Source organism: Neobacillus driksii, from assembly GCF_013409995.1.
Lineage (GTDB): Bacteria > Bacillota > Bacilli > Bacillales > Cytobacillaceae > Neobacillus > Neobacillus driksii.
This window is the reverse complement of record NZ_JACCBX010000007.1, coordinates 349794-370376: the sequence shown is the minus strand read 5'-3', so window position 1 is coordinate 370376 and position 20583 is coordinate 349794. Positions and strand designations below refer to the sequence as shown.

The 20583-nt window shown below is 37.5% G+C and carries 17 protein-coding genes and 2 other RNA genes; 4 read left to right on the top strand and 15 right to left on the bottom strand.

From position 1 onward, the window contains the following. Positions 1-16: 16 nt before the first annotated feature. The 11 genes from F4694_RS18005 to F4694_RS17955 all read right to left on the bottom strand — a co-directional run bounded on the left by F4694_RS18005 (position 17) and on the right by F4694_RS17955 (position 12429). The gene (locus tag F4694_RS18005; protein WP_179600441.1) at positions 17-1510 is read right to left on the bottom strand and encodes a carboxylesterase/lipase family protein; all 1494 of its coding nucleotides are present in this window, start codon (positions 1508-1510) and stop codon (positions 17-19) included. A gap of 324 nt (positions 1511-1834) precedes the next feature. Continuing rightward, the gene (locus tag F4694_RS18000; RefSeq protein ID WP_374757433.1) at positions 1835-2332 is read right to left on the bottom strand and encodes a TMEM164-related integral membrane acyltransferase; all 498 of its coding nucleotides are present in this window, start codon (positions 2330-2332) and stop codon (positions 1835-1837) included. Between the two features lie 343 nt (positions 2333-2675). Continuing rightward, positions 2676-3212 (bottom strand): VUT family protein, encoded by a 537-nt coding sequence (locus tag F4694_RS17995; RefSeq protein ID WP_179600439.1) that lies wholly within the window; start codon positions 3210-3212, stop codon positions 2676-2678. A gap of 245 nt (positions 3213-3457) precedes the next feature. Further along, positions 3458-4387, bottom strand: a complete 930-nt coding sequence (locus tag F4694_RS17990; RefSeq protein WP_257029288.1) for a DMT family transporter — start codon at positions 4385-4387, stop codon at positions 3458-3460. 104 nt (positions 4388-4491) lie between these two features. Next, positions 4492-5511 (bottom strand): multifunctional transcriptional regulator/nicotinamide-nucleotide adenylyltransferase/ribosylnicotinamide kinase NadR, encoded by a 1020-nt coding sequence (gene nadR, locus F4694_RS17985; protein ID WP_179600435.1) that lies wholly within the window; start codon positions 5509-5511, stop codon positions 4492-4494. Then, complete coding sequence (pnuC, locus tag F4694_RS17980; RefSeq protein ID WP_179600433.1) at positions 5512-6207, bottom strand: nicotinamide riboside transporter PnuC; 696 nt, start codon at positions 6205-6207, stop codon at positions 5512-5514. Between the two features lie 13 nt (positions 6208-6220). Next, positions 6221-6985, bottom strand: a complete 765-nt coding sequence (locus F4694_RS17975) for an NUDIX domain-containing protein (RefSeq protein WP_179600431.1) — start codon at positions 6983-6985, stop codon at positions 6221-6223. A 1196-nt stretch (positions 6986-8181) separates the two neighbouring features. Beyond that, entirely contained in the window at positions 8182-8556 is a 375-nt protein-coding gene (locus tag F4694_RS17970; protein ID WP_179600429.1) for a DoxX family protein, read from the bottom strand. Between the two features lie 129 nt (positions 8557-8685). Next, positions 8686-9795, bottom strand: coding sequence for a Ger(x)C family spore germination protein (locus F4694_RS17965; RefSeq protein WP_179600427.1), 1110 nt, complete (start codon positions 9793-9795; stop codon positions 8686-8688). Continuing rightward, the gene (locus F4694_RS17960) at positions 9792-10892 is read right to left on the bottom strand and encodes a GerAB/ArcD/ProY family transporter (protein WP_179600426.1); all 1101 of its coding nucleotides are present in this window, start codon (positions 10890-10892) and stop codon (positions 9792-9794) included. Before F4694_RS17960 ends, F4694_RS17965 begins: the two co-directional genes overlap by 4 nt. Further along, a complete protein-coding gene (locus F4694_RS17955; protein WP_218895720.1) occupies positions 10873-12429 on the bottom strand; it encodes a spore germination protein in 1557 nt (518 codons plus the stop codon). Before F4694_RS17955 ends, F4694_RS17960 begins: the two co-directional genes overlap by 20 nt. Before the next feature lie 222 nt (positions 12430-12651). On the opposite strand from F4694_RS17955, the gene rnpB reads away from it, so the two are divergent. Beyond that, positions 12652-13037: RNase P RNA component class B (rnpB, locus tag F4694_RS17950), an RNA gene on the top strand. Positions 13038-13092: 55 nt separating this feature from the next. Continuing rightward, an RNA gene (ffs, locus tag F4694_RS17945) (signal recognition particle sRNA large type) lies at positions 13093-13358 on the top strand. A gap of 314 nt (positions 13359-13672) precedes the next feature. Here the strand turns inward: ffs and F4694_RS17940 are convergent. After that, on the bottom strand, positions 13673-14533 hold the full coding sequence (locus tag F4694_RS17940) for a metallophosphoesterase (protein ID WP_179600422.1): 861 nt from the start codon (positions 14531-14533) through the stop codon (positions 13673-13675). Between the two features lie 196 nt (positions 14534-14729). Between F4694_RS17940 and F4694_RS17935 the strand changes: the two genes are divergently transcribed. Then, on the top strand, positions 14730-15308 hold the full coding sequence (locus F4694_RS17935) for a class I SAM-dependent methyltransferase (protein WP_179600420.1): 579 nt from the start codon (positions 14730-14732) through the stop codon (positions 15306-15308). Positions 15309-15381: 73 nt separating this feature from the next. On the opposite strand, the gene helD is transcribed toward F4694_RS17935, so the two are convergent. Further along, positions 15382-17688: an RNA polymerase recycling motor HelD gene (gene helD / locus F4694_RS17930; protein ID WP_179600418.1), complete on the bottom strand. Its 2307-nt coding sequence runs from the start codon at positions 17686-17688 to the stop codon at positions 15382-15384. Between the two features lie 525 nt (positions 17689-18213). On the opposite strand from helD, the gene F4694_RS17925 reads away from it, so the two are divergent. Further along, the gene (locus tag F4694_RS17925) at positions 18214-19038 is read left to right on the top strand and encodes an EcsC family protein (RefSeq protein WP_179600416.1); all 825 of its coding nucleotides are present in this window, start codon (positions 18214-18216) and stop codon (positions 19036-19038) included. Between the two features lie 95 nt (positions 19039-19133). Here F4694_RS17925 and F4694_RS17920 read toward each other — a convergent pair whose 3' ends face one another. Continuing rightward, complete coding sequence (locus tag F4694_RS17920; protein ID WP_179600414.1) at positions 19134-19478, bottom strand: n-acetylglutamate synthase; 345 nt, start codon at positions 19476-19478, stop codon at positions 19134-19136. A gap of 30 nt (positions 19479-19508) precedes the next feature. Then, on the bottom strand, positions 19509-20369 hold the full coding sequence (locus F4694_RS32855; RefSeq protein ID WP_218895719.1) for an IS200/IS605 family accessory protein TnpB-related protein: 861 nt from the start codon (positions 20367-20369) through the stop codon (positions 19509-19511). Positions 20370-20583: the final 214 nt, after the last annotated feature.

Sequence of the window (20583 nt, the reverse complement as noted above, 5' to 3'; positions counted from 1 at the left end):
GGTGCCTGGCACTCTTTTAGGATTTCATCATCATTGTTGCCTGTTCCCAAATCATCCGTTCCTTACGATTTGGATCATTATCTACCGCACTTTCTAAATTAAAAATCATAGTAGATCGGTCGTTCAAATTATACTGAGGCCATTCAGGAAGGCTTTCTGAATTTGGATTGCCGTTTCGGGCAAAGTTTATCCATACCTGATGCATTTGGCTGGCTACCAATTCACGTTCTGGAGAAGAGCCTGTGAAATTTTCCGTATTTGGTGTATCTAATGTATTAAAAACAAATGGAATTTCTAAGGCGTGCGTTGATTTTAGTGCACCGCCAAACACCGGTGTTTCCCAATCAAAGCGATACATCCAAACAGGAGCACCTTGTTTTACCTGCAGTTCGGTTAATTTTTGTGCAGGATATGTAAAGACACTCATGGTGAGCAGCTTGTTATACAGTTCTTGCGTTAGTGGCTGATTTCCTCCGAGGTAACCTGAAATAAGCGGCACTAATGGACCAAATGTTTTTTCAAAAAGCTGTGTAACTTTTGTTTCATCTGCGTTTTTCCACTCTGGGTCAAAAACACTAAAAATATTGTATTCATCTTTATTTGTCCCGATTAAGATGGTGATATCCTTTGCAGAACCATCAGCAATCGCCTCTTCCGGGTGTCTTGGCAGTGAAACACCATCAATCACTGGCCCTAAGCTCATTGGAGGAACAAGGTCGGCTGCCTGAATTAACTGTTCTACTGACAATTCCTCTAATTTTGAAAGATTCGTAGGTTCTAGTTGTAAATATGCTAATAGGTGACCTGCAATTTTTGTAGCTTTTTCCGAAGAATGTACATTTGCTGCAGCACCACTTTGGAGAATTGCTTTATGGAATAGACCTTGTGCTGATGGGAATCCAAGTAATACACCAATGCTCATTGCCCCCGCGGATTCTCCAAATATGGTTACATTATTTGGATCCCCTCCAAACGCAGCAATGTTCTCCTGCACCCACTGCAATGCTGCAACCTGATCCTGAATGCCGCAATTTCCGGAAGTCGCGTACTCTTCACCGCCAATTTCTCCAAGGTGAAGGAAACCGAAAATTCCTAAGCGGTAATTAATCGTTACGACAACGACATCACCTTGCGCAGCAAATGAAGCGCCGTCATACCAGCTGCTCGACCCTGATCCAGACACAAATGCACCGCCGTGAATCCAAACCATTACTGGCCGCTTTTTATCATCGGCTCCTTTTGACCATACATTTAGGTACAGACAGTCCTCACTCATATTTGAAATATCATTTCCAAAAAACTCCATTATTTCTCGTTGTGATTGTGGGGCAACAGGTGAAAAAGAGGTCGCATTCCGAATACCTTTCCAAGAATCTGGCCGCTCTGGAGCACGAAACCGAAGTGATCCAACTGGAGGCTTCGCATATGGGATCCCCTTCCATGTAAATACACCATTGATTTGTTCTCCTTGCAACTTACCGTAAACGCTTTCAACAATTGTGTTCGTCATTACGCTTCTCCTCTCAAATTAGAAGTTTCAGTACAAACTCTACATGTTGCTATTTAAAAATATTCGAGAAGGGGAAGGCGTTTTCCTGTTATTTACAAAGAAGAATTAAATTAGACACAAATCAGTTGTGTTACTGTTGGCACTATACGGTTAATTGTAGAAACTGTACGCTTTTCTGTAGGAACTGTATGGTTTTTTGTAGAACCTGTATGGTTTTTTGTAGAACCTGTATGGTTTTTTGTAGAACCTGTATGGTTTTTTGTAGAAGCTGTACACTTTATTGTAGAGACTGTACGGTTTTCATAAAGCTGTACACTTTGCCATTCAATTTGTAGTACCATTCTCTCTTTTTAGTAAAATACCCATTGGTATATAGGTAATGACAAACACAATGATCGAGGCTACTTCAAGGCTAATGTAATACATAATCCCACTACCAAAGAATGACAGTAAGGTTTCTGATTCCGACGGGTTGGCTAAAAAGAAAAAGTTAGTGTCCAACAACCGATTCAAGTAAAATATGGGTACAGCAATCACATTTAAAGTAAGGTAGCTAGTAATAACTGCTTTTCTAGGGACTCTGTACCCTTCGAAGAGAATAAAGTACAAAACAGATAGTGGAATGGCTGAATGATGAAGGAAATATTTTAAGAAACGAAAATGAGGAAATTGGTAGACGATATCCGGTGTGACCATACTTAATATCGCAGGAAGAAGTCCGATAAAAAATAACAGATTAAACACTTTCTGATTAGGTTTCAAAAATAAATACAGTGATAAAAACGTACTGAGTGAACAAAGCTGTAACGGGATATCAGCCACTTCCCATTGATTCGTTAGGATTAACTACGAATGGAAGGAAACTTCACAAAGAACTAATGTAGTGAACAATGTCCATTTTATGAGATTTTGGTATGATTTAAGACCACGCCTATAATACACCAAAAGAAAACAGGTTAGAAAAAAGAGAATTAACGTCAACACATGTGGCGTTGAAAAGAATGTGAAAGTCTGCATTCCGGTAACAGAAAACATAATAACAAACACCTCTTTTCTGAAGGATAATAAGAATATATTCCTAACATAGTCCGTACTAGACATTGTTGGACTATGTAATATATAAATAAAAGCCCCAAACTCTCTAAAAAGAGTTGGGGCTTTTACCTTAATGTGCTACTGTATTTTTGCTCATATTATTCGTTTGATGAATGATAAGCGCTGCAATTCCTTGAATGATTGTTTTAACAATGACTTGACCTAAGATTGCTGCTGGAACGGCTTCCCATGGAAGGAAGTTTGCACCTAACGGGCTCAGACCAAGAACCACGAAAATGGCAGAATCCAGGACCCCTCCGACAATTCCGCTGTAAAGAACACGTAAGCTCATAGGTAATTTCAGTCTTGTATAAATTTCAGTATCTGTTGTTTCCGCTATCGCGAAAGTAACTGCCGATGCCAATACGATGATTAATGTATCACCGAGAATAGATGAAACCACTGCTGATAGTAATAGTGCTAATCCAATAAACATGTACGTCTTCTTTCTGCCGTACTTGTTTTGTACCAGGTCACGGAAGATAAATGTAGCCCCGATTAAAAATGTTCCCATTGGAACGATGAAAATCCCCATTACCAATGGTGTAAATGCAGCCGTTATTACGTTGGCAGTCACGATTGAAACTAAATATAATAATATTCTCACAAAAACCACTCCCCCTTTACTCTCTAAGATGAACAACAAAAAAACAGCACCTCTAAGAGAAATGCTGCTTCGTCTTAGTTTTTTTAGCGAGGGGTGCTACAACCTCGACCACAGTACGTGGATTTTTATTTAGGATTCACTTATTTTACACTTTTCACATCAATCTGTCGATACCTTTGTAAAAAGATAGTATTGTAGTTCTTGCTCTTTTTCTATTTTCTATTCATACATGTTAGTGTGATTTCTTATCTATTCGAGTTTGAGATATTAATAACGGGTGGAATCTGCTGTTTTCTCTCCGTTCCAATCCAAACTAAACCAAGAACAATGACTAAACCACCAATGATTTGTGTAATCCAAATAGATTCATTAAAGAATAACGCACCTGCCACAGCCGCCGCAGCTGGTACGAAATAACGGAAGAAGTTTGCTTTGGCAGCGCCTACATGTTTCATACAGATATTCCAAATAACAAATGCAGCGACAGTGCATAATAACACATTGTAAGCAACGGCTCCCCATGTGACGATGGAAAGATTACCCCATTGGATCCCACTCCATTTATCAACAGTAAACGGAAATAAAAATAGTGAACCAAATAAAACGTACCAAGTGGTTACACGAAGAGGTGAGTACTTCTTCATCAGCGGCATACATGCCAAATTAAATAGTGCACCGATTAAGCTGATAGCTAAAGCAATGTAATTGCCGATCATATACTCCGAACTAAGATCAAAGCCATCTTTTCCCCCTAGGATGATCAGCGTTACTCCCACAAGCGCAATAAATCCGCCAATGGCCACTCTCACGGTAATTCTTTCCCGAGTAAATAATGGTGCAAAAAGAGCAGCAAAAATGGGCCACGGAGCAACGTTTAATAAAGATGCATTCGCAAGAGTGGTATATTTGATAGAGTACATCACCATGATTTCTAACGCTGTGACGCCAATTAAGCCGATAATAGCAAGTTTTAATAAATCACGTTTCTCCACTTTTATACTTCCTTCTGACCACTTTAAAATAAGAAATAAGACAGGCAAGGCTAGACCAAATCGGAGAAATACAAACACCTCAGCAGGAAACACGACCATAGCCCAACGGGAAACTCCAAAATTGATCCCCCAAACAATTGATACAAAAATTAACCCTAAATAATAAAACATATTCGATGTCATGTTTTCTCCGTCCATTCAACTTAAATTAAACACATGCAACTATTATCTCAGATTAGCCTTAACATGCACTAGTAAAATTTTGCGTAATAGACAGAAGAAAAAATTTACTGGATTACTTTTTCGATATATTGTATAGCCTCCATAAGCCGGTTCTCATAATTACCGTTCAAAACCCTAAAGTCAATATGATGTTTATTTAATAATGTCTTTAGGTGCTGATTATTTTGTTCTCTAACTGACTCTTCGCCATGAACTCGCAGCCCGTCATCTACCCATTTAACATCGGGTTCGAGGAATAACCAAAGATCATAATCTTGCAATTTTGCAATTTCGTCTAGTATCGCCTGGTGTTCATCATTATATAGATTCGAATAAAACTGGGTTACAATGGCTTCGGTATCAATAAAAACAAGCTTATTTGCTTTTTCAATAGCCTTAAATTCTTCCATCTTATGCCCATAAGCAATCCTTTGATAATCTTCCTTTACCATAATCCCGTCACAGCCGCCTAATTCTTCACAAAGCGTTCGGCCATATTCTGCTGCATAAGTTGTATTGTAGATTTTAGCAAGATTTCTTATGAGGGTCGATTTCCCACAGCTTTCAGTCCCAACCACAACAATTTTTTTTACAAAATAAGGTCTAACAAAATCAGGTATAAACTCCCACTGTTTAAAGACACCCTCCGTCCGAATGGTTGTCGCAGCGATGTTAACCTGGGAGCGCAGAGGATCAATCAGCTTGTGCCTCGAAGTAGGATATAATTCTTTAAAAATATCATTATATTGAATTTCTGAACTAAAAACGTAATCAATAGGCTTTCCGATTTTACCTTTTATTAATTGAGCCCCTTCAGCCCAATCATAGTTGTCGTTATCTTGTTGATCTTCTATGCTAATTACTTTTACATGTGGCATATCTTTGGTTAATTGTGAAAGCCAGCGTAACCGGATGGGAGCTGGAATAAAATTCATTTTGGTATCTTGACAAAGCTCTCTGTCTCGCAGTTCGCTATGAGATAAAATAACATACAGTTCATCCACGATTGTTGAAGCATGAACTATGGCATACACATGGCCAAGGTGTAATGGTAGGAATTTTCCTCCGATAAAACCAACTGTCATTTAGGCCGCCTCCTGAACTTGTTTGATCGATAGTTTTCTCCAATTTAGATACCCGTAAATGCTATTTACTAGGAATGCTGACCACATCACTAGCATGGAAAAATCATTTCCTCCTTGAGAAATAAGAGCACCCAGCCATAGAAAGATCGATAATACATTGACTGCAATCCATAATAGCCATTGTTCGGTATATCGCTTCAACATCAAGATTTGTGCAGCGATTGATAATACATTTGTGGCTGAATCTGTCCAGACTAAATTGCCACCTAGGAATTTCAAGAAAAAGCCATATCCAATCGTAAGAATGAGGATAGACAATACTGTATAGAACCAACCTTTTTTTGTAAGGCTGTTAATTATGACATCTTCTCCCTTAACTCCATGTTCGGTTTTGTTCTTTTTCCACATATAGATACCAATAAATTGTACCGGAAAGTAGAACAATGCATTTAACATAACCTCACCATAAAGGCTATAGCCATAAGCAATATAAGCATAGGTTAACGTTTGGACAATCCCGAAATAATAGTTGGCGATTTTTCCTTTTGCCACTAAAACCACGCAGAGCATACCACTAATCGATGAAATCAAACCAAGCAGTGAGTCTGACCAAGCGAAGAACAGGTAAATGTTAATCAAGGTAAAGGTGAACAGCCAACCTATCTCAAAACGCGTCCAATTTTTTAATATCCCCATTTGTAACTCTCCCCTAACATTTTAGTTTATTTCTATAGACCGAAACAATCGGTTGAAAATCTGTAAAACGGTAAAGCTGTGCCGGTGTTTTCGAATATGCATTTGATTTCTTAAGTTTTCCGTTTTCCGATACTGCTTCAATAAAAGGTAGTGTTGGTGCTTTTCTAAAAAATGCGGCATCAGTTGAGATGGATGGGTCATCCAAAACGGTAAGCAAAACTCCTTGAAGCTCAGAAAGCACAAACTCTTCTGGGAGGAAATGTTTTGCAAGTGTGGTGAGGGCCATATCTTTCTTGATAAACCAGAGGGCATCGTCCATTATGGCGCGATGGTCAAATGCAAGTTCGAGAGCTAGCGCTTCTTCTATAGAAAAAAGCTGGATATCTTGCGCGTCGAGAGTCGTTTTGCGTTTTTTTAAGGAAGATTCATTCGCGATTACATAGTGAGCGTTTGAAATAATCCATCCCCTGTTATCCCGACTAGGTGAGTCATAAACGCCAAAATGTTTGATGCGAAGTCCATCCACTCCTGTTTCTTCGAAAAGTTTGCGTTCAGCTGCCTGAAAAGCAGTTTCATTTGGCCGAACAAATCCACCTGGAAGTGCCCACTTCCCTGCTTCGATATTTGGATTGCCTTCATGGTCTATTTCACTTCGTTTAATCAGCATAATTTTCAGTTTTTTTAGGGGAGGCTTATATTCACCATTACTTTCAGATGTAATCGTAAAGACCGCAATATCACTGGTATAACCATCTGGTGTTGTAAATTGATTTTTCATTTTATTATTCACCCCTTTTTATTAATTAACGTTTTGTTAATTGTTAATTAAAGTATATTCCAGTATTTGTTTTTGGTCAATATTTTTTACAAAGATTGCCTTAAGCAGTAAAAATGGCACATCCTTCTTAGAGGATCGTGCCATTTGGCTTTCACTTACTTACTCTATTAGTCGTACGTGCGGAATTTTATTTTTACGTGCCATTTTTCCAGTTTACGTGCCGATTTATCAATTTACGTGCCAAACTACTATTACAGTTATCAAAAATTTATAAAATGAGCTGGTTTATGCAAAGGTCAAATCCAATAACAAAGTTCGGGCTAATCCCAGACCAATCTTGTACAACCCTTAGACAGTTTATATTGCCTTTTTTAGTGTTTTTTAGTTTTATGTGCCCTTTTTCTAATATACCTGCCAAATTAATATCTTACGTGCCGTTTCTCAAATTTACGTGCCAAAATATTATTTTACGTGCCGAATTGGTCGAGCTGACACTATGCGCTTCGTAAAAAATCATATCCAAGTAAAACTTTTAAAATTTACCTTTTATTTTTATTTTGTTTATAGTTAAATCGTTATACTGCTAGTAGAACTAGCACTTCAAACTGTTAAAGAGTGAACTCATTGATTCACAAAATTGATTTGATTAGTCAAAATCCCCACAGTTCTTTCCGCATTGCTAGTGTGGCCGTTGATCTCGCAAGTGGTCAATGGTGTGAAAGGTGTCCATGCGGTCCTGCCTCATGGCTCGATTCGTTAGAGGAAGATTGATCAATCAAGCGATAGTAGGGCAATTTGTAAGGCAAATATCAATTTTGGTGCAGGAATGAAGATTATAGGCGGAGAATTTCCTGTTAATGTAGATATGGGAAGCTGAAGAAGTAGAGATAAGCGGAGATATCCCGGTTAACTGCTCTAATTAAAACAAAATCCAAAGATTTAGATAAGATAGGCGGAAAAACCCCTCTTATTTTAAAGGAAATATAGGTATTTCCCAATATAGCCGGAATTTTTCGGTTTATTTTTCATACTCAGTAAAATCAACATTCAGATATCCTTTCTTTTAACAAAAATAGACCTCCAAATTTCATTAAAATTTGAAGGTCATGCTTGCATTACATTTTTACTCTTTGCAATAGTTACACGTAACTAATTATCAGTAGAACATCCTTTCTCAGATCTAAATTATTATATATTTACCAAGTCCAATTGGTAATGGACAGTAACATTAAAGTTGCTGCGGCTAAGGCAATATTCTTTAGGAATTGATTCATTTCGCCTACTCTTGCATTCTGATCCGTTTCCTTCCAGAAATTGTGCATTAGGAAAGCTGAAACTACGAGGAATAGTACCAATAAATATAGTCCCCATTCTATCCAATATGAAGTAAGGACGCTCAATCCTCCTGCTAGGAGTATTAATCCCGTTACTACTACTGATAGTCCTGGTGCTGGGACCTTCTTATAAGCTGCATACTGCTTTAAACCTTGAAATTGGATGAAATGATTTAGACCAGAATAAGCAAAATAAAGACCAAATACCGCCCGACCAACCAGCCATAGCCAATCCATTCAGACATCATCCTTTCATGAGGTTATTAACTTTCTCTATACATATATACTTTTAATTCAAGAATATTCCGTCTTTTTCAAAAAAGAAACTACGCAGCCATGTAGAGCTCGTAGTTTCTATTTTAATTGTTACCGGACAATTCCGTGTTTGATTATTTCAGCTTTAACAGTGGTATTAAATTTTATATTTTTAAAGTAATCCTTTTTATCTTGAACCTCCCAGGTTTTGGGGTGAAACGCGATCAGTCTCCTTCCAATTCCAAATGCGTCACAATTCGCCTGCTGTATTTTTGTTATAACCTGCTTCGCGTCTTCAGTAAGCTCTTTTGATAATAACTTATTTAGACGTTCTATATCCTTTGGAACATCCCCTTTTGGGTACTCTTCAACGCTTATTTTTAAATCTAAATTTATTGAAACAAAGACCTCTCTATCTTTAACTTGAACCTTTAATTTTCTTTTCATATCTTGGACATTAAAAGAAATATACTCATTTACTACGTGCTGGTCATCTTTATTTACTTTTTTTGTAAATCGTGCATTTTTTCCCTTTTTGTTTTCCAATAAAAGCAGGAGGGTTGATTCTTGTGGTGGTAAATTTCCTGAATATTTTTTATCATTCATTAGGGCTAATCCTACAACCACTGCGCTTTTCTTTTTATTCATTTTAAGGAAAGGGAGGACGGTATCTTCTCCCGGATCAATCATTTCTGAAGCAAGTGTCTGGATCGTTTGACTCGGAATGACCGAGTTTTCTTCTGCGCTGGTTAGAGCGTCTTGTATATATTCGCTTACGTTTGTCTCATGTTTTGGTTTAATACCAAGCAGATCAACTGCCTCCCCTTCCACAACCCCTAGTGTAGCACCCAGTGAATTTCGTGGATCTCTCCAAATGACATCCAACGAGGGATAAATACCGGTACCAGCCATCCGTTCGCCGAACAAGATTAGTTTATTTTTAGATGTATCTAATATTCCAGCTATTTCATGGTCGATTTTCAGACGGCTGTCCCTCGGTGTATGCCCGCTAGCAGAAAATGTTTCACTTTTCACCATGGCTTGCGGACCCCCGGAGGACTCCTCAATGATGGGAATAGAGACCCCTAATAAAAGTTCCTCTTTCGGAGTTAAATCAAAACTTAAGATTTGAACCAATACCGCATTTTTCATCAGGTGCTGGTCCCAGCAGCCAGTAAGTAAAAAACATAGAACTAGCAAGATAGACTTTATGCCTTTCATACCTTTTTCACCACTTCTTTTTTTGTCAAAATAAACGAAAGAATAAATAGAAGTACCGGTATAATGACAATAAAAATATAGTGCGAAGGCCCAAGAACCTGATTAAAACGTTCAAAGTCTTTCCCTTGATCGGGGATAAGGGCCAAAACTAAATAGATCCCAGCCACAATCGGGAGAAAGCGGGCGTAGTGTTTTTTTCGAACAAGGCTTGCCAACCCCATTGAGGATAATAAAAGCCAGTTTGCAATGGAAGTAGCAACGATGACAAGCCAGAGTGATAAGAAAAATAAATCCGTCCTTTCGAGAACCTGAAACGAATAAGCCTTAATCATATACAATAATGGCTCAGGAGTAAGTGCAATATCCACATTGGGTTCGAAAAAGATAAGACTTGCAATCACCATAAAGGTATAAAAGATTGTGACAAACATGTTTGCTGTAGTAATGGCAACGAGCTTCTCTTTTCCTGAAGATTGAACATAGGGATGGATGAAGAGAAAAAGTTCAAAGCCCAACATCGAGAAAGCTGCTTCTTTTGAACCTTTCAATATCGTTGGAATGCTATGTTCCCCTATTGGAAAGAGATACAGTAAGTTCGCATCTTTCATCGCATACGAAATCAACGCTACTAATACAATCAAAATGGGCGATACCAGTACATAGAATCTTGCTATACTGGTTAAACCTTCACTGACGATGTAAATGCAGGTTAATAGCATTAAAAGCATGGTGATCCAATTAGGGGTAAGCGGCAAAATCCATTTATCGATAATGTCACTATATCTCGCCAGAACTAAGCTCCCAGTTACCATAAAGTATAATGAGTAACTGAGAATCAGTATTTTCCCGAACACTCTCCCTAGTAATTTCGGAAGTATTTGATACAGTGATAGGTCAGGAAATCTTCGGCAAAGTCCCCAAATGACGAAAATAATCGCTTGTGAAAAGACTCCTGCTATTATAGTGGAAATCCAGGCATCCTGTTTCGCTATTAATGCTACATCATGGGGCAATGATAATATTCCTACACCAATTTGTGCCTGGATAATCATAAATACTAGCTGTTTATTAGTGATTTTATTCGCGGTTAGATTCATTAGTCTTCCACCCTCTTGACAAGGATTGCTTTCTCAACATTTTCGGATTTGAATCGAGCGGACGTGTATTAAATTTCCATAGTGGTAAACGAATAAACGTATCTTTTAAATCTTTTAATCGAAATGGTGCCCAAGGTGCAAAATAAGGTGTACCAAATGATTCTAACCGGCATAAATGAGCTAAAGTAAACATAAAGCCAAAAACAATCCCAACAAATCCAAAGGTTGAAGCAAGAATCATAAGGGGAAAACGTAAAAATCGAACGGCATCGCTCATTTCTGTTGAAGGGATGCTGTAGGCAGCAACCGCCGTAATCGCCACAACGACAATCATGGTATTCGAAACGAGTCCAGCACGGACAACCGCATCTCCAATAACTAGCCCTCCGACAATACCAATCGTTTGGCCAATTCTTGCTGGCAGCCGTACCCCAGCTTCACGAATCAGCTCAATCGTTAACTCCATGACAAGTGCTTCAATTAATGGGGGAAATGGAATATTTCGAATAGAACTTACCACCGGGAGAACTAAATCGTCCGGCAGTACTTCGAAATGAAAACCAATGACCGCAATGTAAATAGCAGGTAAATTAACCGCAATAGCAATGCTCATGAGTCTCATGGAACGGATAAACGTTCCAATCATCCATCGTGAATTATAATCATCTGGTGAATGAAAGAATGCAAAGAATGTGACAGGTATTAATAAACAAGAAGGACTCCCTTCCATAAATATCGCAACTCTTCCTTCATTCAAATGACCTATTACACGATCTACTCTCTCTGTACTTAAAATCTGTGGAAAAGGTGACCAGGTCGAATCTTCTATTAATTCCTGAAGAGATCCAATACTGGGTATATGATCCATAGAAATATAATCGATCCTTCGTTTAAATTCTTTAATTATTTCCTTATTCGCAAGGTCTTTCATATAAACCATGGTTAGTTTGGATTGGATATGCTCACCCACTGATAAATGTTCCATAATTAAGTCTGGAGTTCTTATGGATTTTCGAATTAAATGGAGATTGATCAAAAGATTTTCAATAAAACCTTCATGAGATCCCTTGATCACTTGTTCATTATTCGGTTCTATGACTGCCCGAGCTTTGGAGATGGCCACTTCCAACCTGTAAAATTCTTGATCTCTATCAAAGAGGATGATACAGGACCCATTTAAAAGTTCTTCTTTCGCTTTAATTAAGTTATCTGATTTTAGAAATTTAGATTTAAGTACACTGTCGAGTTGGTCCCCATTCGCTTCCAGAACAGGACTTAAAATATTATTTTGAATCTTGTCCGAATCAGTCATCGTATTTAAGAAGACAAGAATCCCCCGTTTATTTCTTACATTGAGTTCCTTGATTATTAAATCATCTGAACAGGAAAAAATATTTTTAATAAATGAAATGTTTTCATCTATTGAAGTAAATACCCCTACAAAGGGTTTAGACTTCTGATTAGAAGGAACTTGTTTGAAATCTTTTTTTATGTGTCTCTTAATACCACGAAAAATAATATTCATTTTTTTCTCCATTTGACCTTTTTTCCAATACTTTCCCCCAAATATGGTAAATCTATGTCAATCTGCTTTTCATTTATAACTGGGAACCCAAATGGAAATAATATCGCATATTGATTACTAAGAAAGTTTTTGTCATCTAATAACCCTTAATATTCCATCTCTGGAGCAGTTCTCCTAATGATTACTTTCTCTTTATTATGTTATATTGATTTACGTAGTCGTTAACAAACATGAAATGGTGAGTAATCGCGGCTCATGTTTACATGAGTTGAGGAAAGTCCAGGCTCGCCCGGTGCTGAGATGCCCGGAGTGTTCGTGCCATCTGCAAAGGTGGGCAGCAGTTCTTTTACTGCTGACGGCGGGGAAATGATGCTAAGTCCTTCATGGATATGCTCCGAGTACCCTGAAAGTGCCACAGTGACGAGTTCTTCTGGAAACAGGAGAAATGGAACGGGTAAACCCCACGAGCGAGCAACCCAAACTTTGGTAGGGGCACCATCCCGCGGGAATCATGAACCAAACGGATGGATTGGTCTTCGTGACTGATAGTCATATGATTACACCTGTTGTGCGAGATTGGCATCGTTTGAGCACACAGGAACAGAACCTGGCTTACAGCCATTTCATGCGCCGGCTTTTTACAACAAACATAAGTAACAGTCTAGCATATACATACCGTGCTAGACGGGGAGTTGGCGGTGCCCTGTAACCCGCAATCCGCCATAGCGGGGTTGAACTCCTTCCTGAGGTTTGAGCTTGTAAGGTCTGCCTTGTAAAAATAGTGTTGAAAAACTGGGTCCTGCGCAATGGTACCTATGAATCTGGTCAGGTCCGGAAGGAAGCAGCCATAAGTAGCCACTACTATGTGCCGCGGGGAAGCCTAGTTTGAGCTAACCTTTACAAGTAACGCTTGGTTGTTCTCATCAAAGGCAGGTGCACGGTGTTAATTTAATTAAATAAATTTCCCAATTAAAAAATAGAAAACAGTGCCAGGCACCATTCGTATTGAATGGTGCCTGGCACTTTTCTTATATATTCCATACTCCTATTCTAAAAACAAATGGCTGTTGAATGCATATGAGGAGTTATTGAAATGGTTTTAGCGGATTGTTAATCAATAAAATTTTTATAAAAATGCAAATACATGTGTATTTACATAAAAAAGACCTAATTCTATAAAGAATCAGGTCTTTTTATCTTCAAACAACTTATTTTTTAATTGATAAAGGCCAATCATCTATTTTAGGTCTGGCAATTAAACTGCCTTTTGATCTTCTACTTGTTGGATTGTATTTATAGATAATTGATGAAGTGTTATCTCCGGACGACTGCCAACTCTTAAATTAACGGATGTTTGTCCTAAACCTTCACTAATATAAAAGGGTTTATCCTCATAATAATGCAGTCCCTTAATCATATCCATTTTCATCATAGATCTTCCTAGTTTCGCTAAATGATATGGCTTTGGCCAATAAATTTGTCCTCCATGGAAATGTCCTGAAAGAAGATAGTCAAATGACCAATTTTTCATCTTAAGCACGATGTTAGGATCATGAGTTAAAACTAAATGATATCCCTCATTCAGCCCAGCGTATGATGATCGGAGGTCGCTCCTTTTTGTGTGTAAGTCGTCAATTCCAATTATATGAAGTGGTTTTCCTTCAACAAAAATGGTCTTGTTCTCATTTTGAAGTGTAATACATCCATGCTCCTCCATTAAGCTTCTCAATGATTTAAAGTCCGTTTGTTTTAATTTGTAATCATGATTTCCAAACACAGCATAAATACCATAACGTGGGTTCAACCGGTTAAATACCTTCAAGTATGGAATTAGTCTTGGAATACTCCGTCTTTTATCGAGATAGTCCCCTGTAAGTGCAATTAAATCAATCTTCTCTCCCACGAGCTTTTTATAAAGTTGTTCTGGTGAGATAGAAATTTTCTCCAAATGCATATCTGAGATTTGTAAGATATTTAATTGTGGTCCTTGTGAATGATTAGAATCTATAGTAGATAAATTAACTTTATTTAAAGCAACTTTATGAGTATTTTTATAAGCTCGATAGAAAAGGAGCGAAGTACCTAAAAACACTAGAATTAAAAAGAATAATAGCAATAGAATCTCCTCCTCCGTTTCTATTATAAAGAAATAGAGAAGGAAATATTACCGGGAATTAATGGTGATTATAAGTAATAGTTCTTGATGGATGTAAATGGCAGACATAAAAAATCGTTTTCCAACTTAACCTAAAATTGTTCTTTCCAAATACGAAATATAAACCTATCGAAAATAAAAGTGCAGGTGCATCTGATTGCAATTATCACCAAGAATTTATCACTCATTGATTCGGCCTAAATGGCTGACAAAAATCTATATTCAAAATAACATTCAGCAGCATTTTAATTTTACAGATAAAAAAGTACTGGATTTTGGTGCAGGAACCGGGGCAAATTGCACCCTATGTTCACCTGATTATTATTTTGGGATAGACCCAGATTCGTATCGTATCGAATATGCCAAACGATTGTACAATCAGTACCGCTTTGAAGCATTTAAAGGGAATGAACTTCCTACAGAAAACAATAGTTTTGATTATATATTAATTATTGCCGTACTACATCATATACCTCCAGAAATGATTACAGGCTATGTGAAAGAATTCAAGCGTGTCTTAAAACCCAACGGCAGAATTGTAGTATTAGAACCATGCTTTTTTGAAAAATCACCGGTCAGCAATTGGTTCATGAAATCAAATGATAAAGGTGAGTACATTCAATGTGAAAAGGAGTATCTTAATTACTTCACAAAGGAAAATTTTCGGTGCCAAATTCTAAAAAGATTTAAAAAATGTTTTTTTTATAATGAACTGTATTTTACTGCGACCCTTTAATTTTATTTATACATAAAAAAAGTGCCAGCCACCGATAAAAAATGGAGGGTGCCTGGCACTTTTCTTAATTTCATTACTGATCAAAATGAACGGATGTAACATTGTCTAATAACATATCCGATAGCGAACTCCCATATAAATACAACTTATGCATAGGTCTTGTCATGGCAACGTACAACAATTTGATATCTAACTCCTCTTCGGAATATGCTTCTTCCAAGGTGACAATAAGTACCGCATCAAATTCCAATCCCTTTGAAAGGTAGGAAGGTACAATCACAACACTGCCCTTTTTCATATCTTCTTTCTCTTCTAACAGCTGAATTGGCAGATTGCTATTTTCCAGCATCTTATATAAACGTAAGCATTCGCTGTCGTTTTTTCCTATAATCGCGATTGAGTTCAGTTCTTGTCCCTTCAATGATTGAATATCATCTTCTAATCTTTCTCTTAATTGTTGAAGGCTGCCAGGGTCAATTTTTGTAAAGCGTGGTTTGTCACCATGCCGGATAACTGGTTGTACGATTGGCAAGTCTTTGCCCATGATCGAAAGAATGTCATTCGCTAAATGCATGATTTCTACCGTTGTTCGATAACTCTTTTGTAAGGCATGATAATTAGCATTAGGAAAAATCTCGGTGACTAGCGGCTCCCAGCTGTTCAAGCCGCGATAGGAATGAATCCCTTGGGCTAAATCCCCCACAATCGTAAACAAGTCTGTTTCGAACCCTTCTTTCATTGCAGCAAATTGGAAATAACTGTAGTCCTGCGCCTCGTCTATGAATATACTCTTCATTTTATATGGTTCATCAATGCCCTCAAGTTTCGCCTTCATATAAAACAATGGAGCTAAATCCTCGAGTTCGAGTGCCTTTTTGGCAAAAATCTTTCGACAATATAGGCTGAGTTTCTTACATTCTTTTTCTGTGAGAGTGTGTGAGTACTTTTGTAAAAGTTCAGCTGATGTCATCAGTTCCTTATATAATGTAAAAATATCTTTTCTCACAAAAGGATCCATATAATTTTTAATCGCCGCCTTCGATTCCTGCTCAACGGTACGAATGCGTTTTTCCTTTGTATCCATGATGGTGACGACTTTTTCTTTTCTTTTATCAGCATTCATCCTCGTGCTGTAAAGTGCCTTTTCTAAAGCCTCATCATATTTACTATTAATCTTGGTTAGGATGATGGATTTTTTTAATCGTAAATCATTGGCTAATAAATTTTTTATTTTATCAAGTCTTTTATAGATTGGTAAGTAGTTAAATTCCTTTAAAAATAGTTTATTGATTTTTTGCCCTCTCATTAGAAGCGATTTCTCAATAATAAAATCCTTCGTTGGTGCTAGATTATGTTCGATTTCTTTTACATAATTGTCGATTAGTTCTTTAAAATCAAGGGATCCTTTATAACCCGAAACCCACTGTAACCATTTTGATTTTTCTTCCCCTTTCATTAGGGCCATTAATTTTGAGTTTGGGGTTAATAATTTAATTTTCTTCCCAAGGCAATTCCTCATAAAATCTATGTACGTGGTTTGTTTAATCTTGTTTACCCCTAAATCAGGGAGTACGGCGGAAATATAATCAATAAATAATCGGTTTGGTGCAAGAATCATTAATTTTTCTGGAGGAAATCGATATCCTGAAGAATAGAGAAAGTAAGAAATTCTATGGAGTGCAATCGTTGTTTTACCGCTGCCAGCAGCCCCTTGAACGATGATCGGATGTTTAAGAGAGGCTCGAATGACGTCATTTTGTTCATTTTGAATGGTCGCGACAATTTCGGTTAACCGGTTGTCGGCTTTACCAGATAAGGATTTCTGCAATAGTTCATCATGTGTGGTTAAATCAATATCTCTTATCTCTTTTAGAAAACCGTCCTCGATTTCATATTGTCTTTTTAGAGATAAATAACCACTTTGGGTTTCGCCATAGGCGTCATAGGTAACTTCTCCTAGCCTGCCATCATAGTAAACATTTGCAATCGGAGACCGCCAATCCACTATAATGGGAATTTGATTGACACGGTCGAACAGGGATGCTTTCCCAATATACAGAATTTCTTCATCGGTATCACCGCTGCTTTTAAAATTAATTCTAGAAAAGTACGGTTTCCCAATGACGCTCGCCAATCTTTCCAATTCACTCTGTGCCAATTCTAAATACTGAGCATTCGTTAGTAAGGTCATGTAACTTAAACTGCTGTCTGAGGTGTCCAGATCGGCAAAGGCTTCCTTCAAGTTTTCTACGAACTGTTCTTTATTACCCTTTGACATTTCCAAAACATTTTTTATGTATTCCTTGGTAAACTCTAAACGCTCAATTTCTAATTGATAATCTTTGTGGTCACGAACAGATTTTTGTTTTTCTGAACTCATTCTCTTAAACCGCCACCTTTCCAAATAAAAGTTTCCGACTGTCGAACAGGCACAAAAAGAAACATCTACAATTTTTTTTGCAGATGTTTCCATTCACTATGGAGCTATATTTTATCATTTAAATATTATAAATTCAAATTATTTGTTAAATTTTTTTATCCTTTGTAATATAGGAGGACGATCAGGAAGATGATTAATCCAATGACGAATATAGGACCAAGTCCTGTGCTGTACACAATATAAATTTTAATATGAAGAACCGCATGAACGATTAGAACAATAAGTAAGCAAAATAGCAAAAAAATAGTTAATTGAACATTTCTATTTCGATTCCGATTCAAAGACTTTGCTCCCTTCTAAAATCTTACAGGGATGGACAGACTTACTTTTAATATAAATATTTACATTTTGCTTGAATTATTCCTTCGTATATATCTCTATAAATGAAGGATGAAACTTATGTGATGTTTTACCGTATATACAAAAGGACCTATTTACAGTGGATGAAAATGGAGTGGAAATATATTGAATCAGGTAGAATCTATAGATTATTTAAATGATGAATTAAAAAAAATTGAAGCTTGGGAAAAGGAACAGAAGGATTTATGGTTTTGGGAAAAAATTGGCCGTTTGCCTTTCATGCTGCTTGATAAGCTAACCCCAAAATTTATTCAGGATAAAATTGGCTTGGCCATCGATGAGATCGGGAACTACATCCAGACAGGCGGACAGTATTTAATTAAAGAAGAAAATATATTGAAGAAATTTGCACCTGATTTGTCATCCGATGAACTTGACATTGGAATACTCGAACAGGTTCCCATTAGCAAAATGGATGAAATTGCGGATGAACTAAGAAGTTCAAGAACGAAAATGGCAACGGTGCAAGGCGCGACAACTGGAATCGGCGGGCTTTTTACGCTGGCGATTGATATTCCCGTTTTATTAGGATTATCACTCAAAGTCCTGCAAGAAATCTCTATCTGTTATGGATATGACCCAAAAGAAAAATCGGAAAGAATTTTTATCGTGAAGTGTCTCCAATTTACTTCTTCGGATATTGTTGGGAAAAAGGCTATTTTAGAGGAGCTTTCTTCGTTTAGACAAGGTGGGCAAAACCAACAAATGATCTCGCAATTGCAGGGATGGCGAGAGGTCGTAACAACTTACCGTGATTCTTTTGGATGGAAAAAGTTATTTCAAATGATTCCGATTGCAGGAATGATTTTTGGTGCGTTTATTAATCGCTCTTCCATTAATGATGTTGCCGAAGCAGGAAAAATGTTATTCCGAAAACGGAGAATCTTGGAGAGGCTCTATGACATCGATCAAGGAAAACTCGATCAATAGTGTTCGGAAATAAACAAGAGTGCCAGGCAACATTGATTGTACGAACAGTTCCTGGCACTTCCTATTATATTAACCTACTACTTCTTCATCATTTTTTATCCATTAACTTCTTCTATTATGGAGCTTCCCTCAGCATTTTCAGTATCAAGCCATTTCCACTTTTCATATAGTCTAATTCTTCCATCAGGCAAGATATTCGGAGTAGATACACATTTTCCTCCTCTAATTTCATCCTTTGAATTCACATGATTGTATCTGAATTCTAAGCTGCCATCTTCCCGGAGCAATCCAATTAATGTCCCTTGAATAATTTCGCCACCGCCGTACGTTGCTGAGATGATTTTTCCTTGCTGTTTATATTCAAAGACTGTTTGTGAAGACACCTCCCCATTTTCAGTATTTTCAATTGATACAAACTTACGACCGTTATAATTTATCATGATTACCTCACTTCTCCCTTGATTTATTTTTTAAATTATACCATTTATTTCCTTGGCCAACCCGTCAACACAAAAAAATTGAGCTGCTGCAGCATGGGAACTTAATCCATATCGTGCCATAAATTTCATTTGTCCAATTTGACTCGTATAGGCTGGGTTGACTTGTTTTACTCTTACGCCTACTTTTTTCGCTTTTGCAGCGATTAGTTGCTGGAAGGTCGAATAGGCAAACCCCGAAAGCATTCGGGCATAGGCGGGACCTTTTTCTCGTAACTGTGTCTTTTTCTTCGAAAAATTTAACTTCTCAATCATGACATCCTTTTGAACCAAAACGGCGTATTCCAGTATCTCCTTAATAGCATCGCTTATCGACGCCATGATTTGTTTTTTCCTCCGGCTATACATAGGGATGTCAATTCTCCAACTTTTGATTGGATTTCCAAACCGGTCAATTTCACAAATGGCAAAAAATCCGGCATTGATATCAATTCCTATGAGTCCATTTAAATTGGAAGTTCCTACTTTAGGTGTCTCCCGTTCAACGGTTGCGTTTACATACCACCCTTTTTCCTGCTTGATAAAACGATAGGTAATGGAAGTATAGTATTTTTGAAGGCGACCACTACGGGTGAGCCCCATATTGGAATCCTTTGCCTTATCCAGCCACTCTTGTCCATAAGGGAAAATCACTTCGGGAAACTCTATATACTCCCCATATTTATCAGTAAATTGATTGGCAACACGCAGTCTTAATGTGTTCTTCATATCATAGATTGCAGACTGGTTTCCATAGGTTTCATCCTTGGATCCAATCACCAAAAATTGACTACTCCTAGCCTCCCGCCAGACTTTTCTCCAGTCTTCGTGATCCTTGTATGCATTTTCCTCCACATGGAATTGTTTGTGAAACAGTTGCTTCGAACCAAAACATATACGAATTTTTTTATTCGTCACATCCACGTGAAGCTTTTCTAGTTTTTGTAGGAGATTCCTCAATCTGCGCTTTTTTTGATGGAGGTAAAACTTGAGGTTACGATATTTCTTTAACCTATTCGAGAATAACCGATGAGTTTGTGGGGTTTTCTGGAGTTGTTGATGAAGTTTT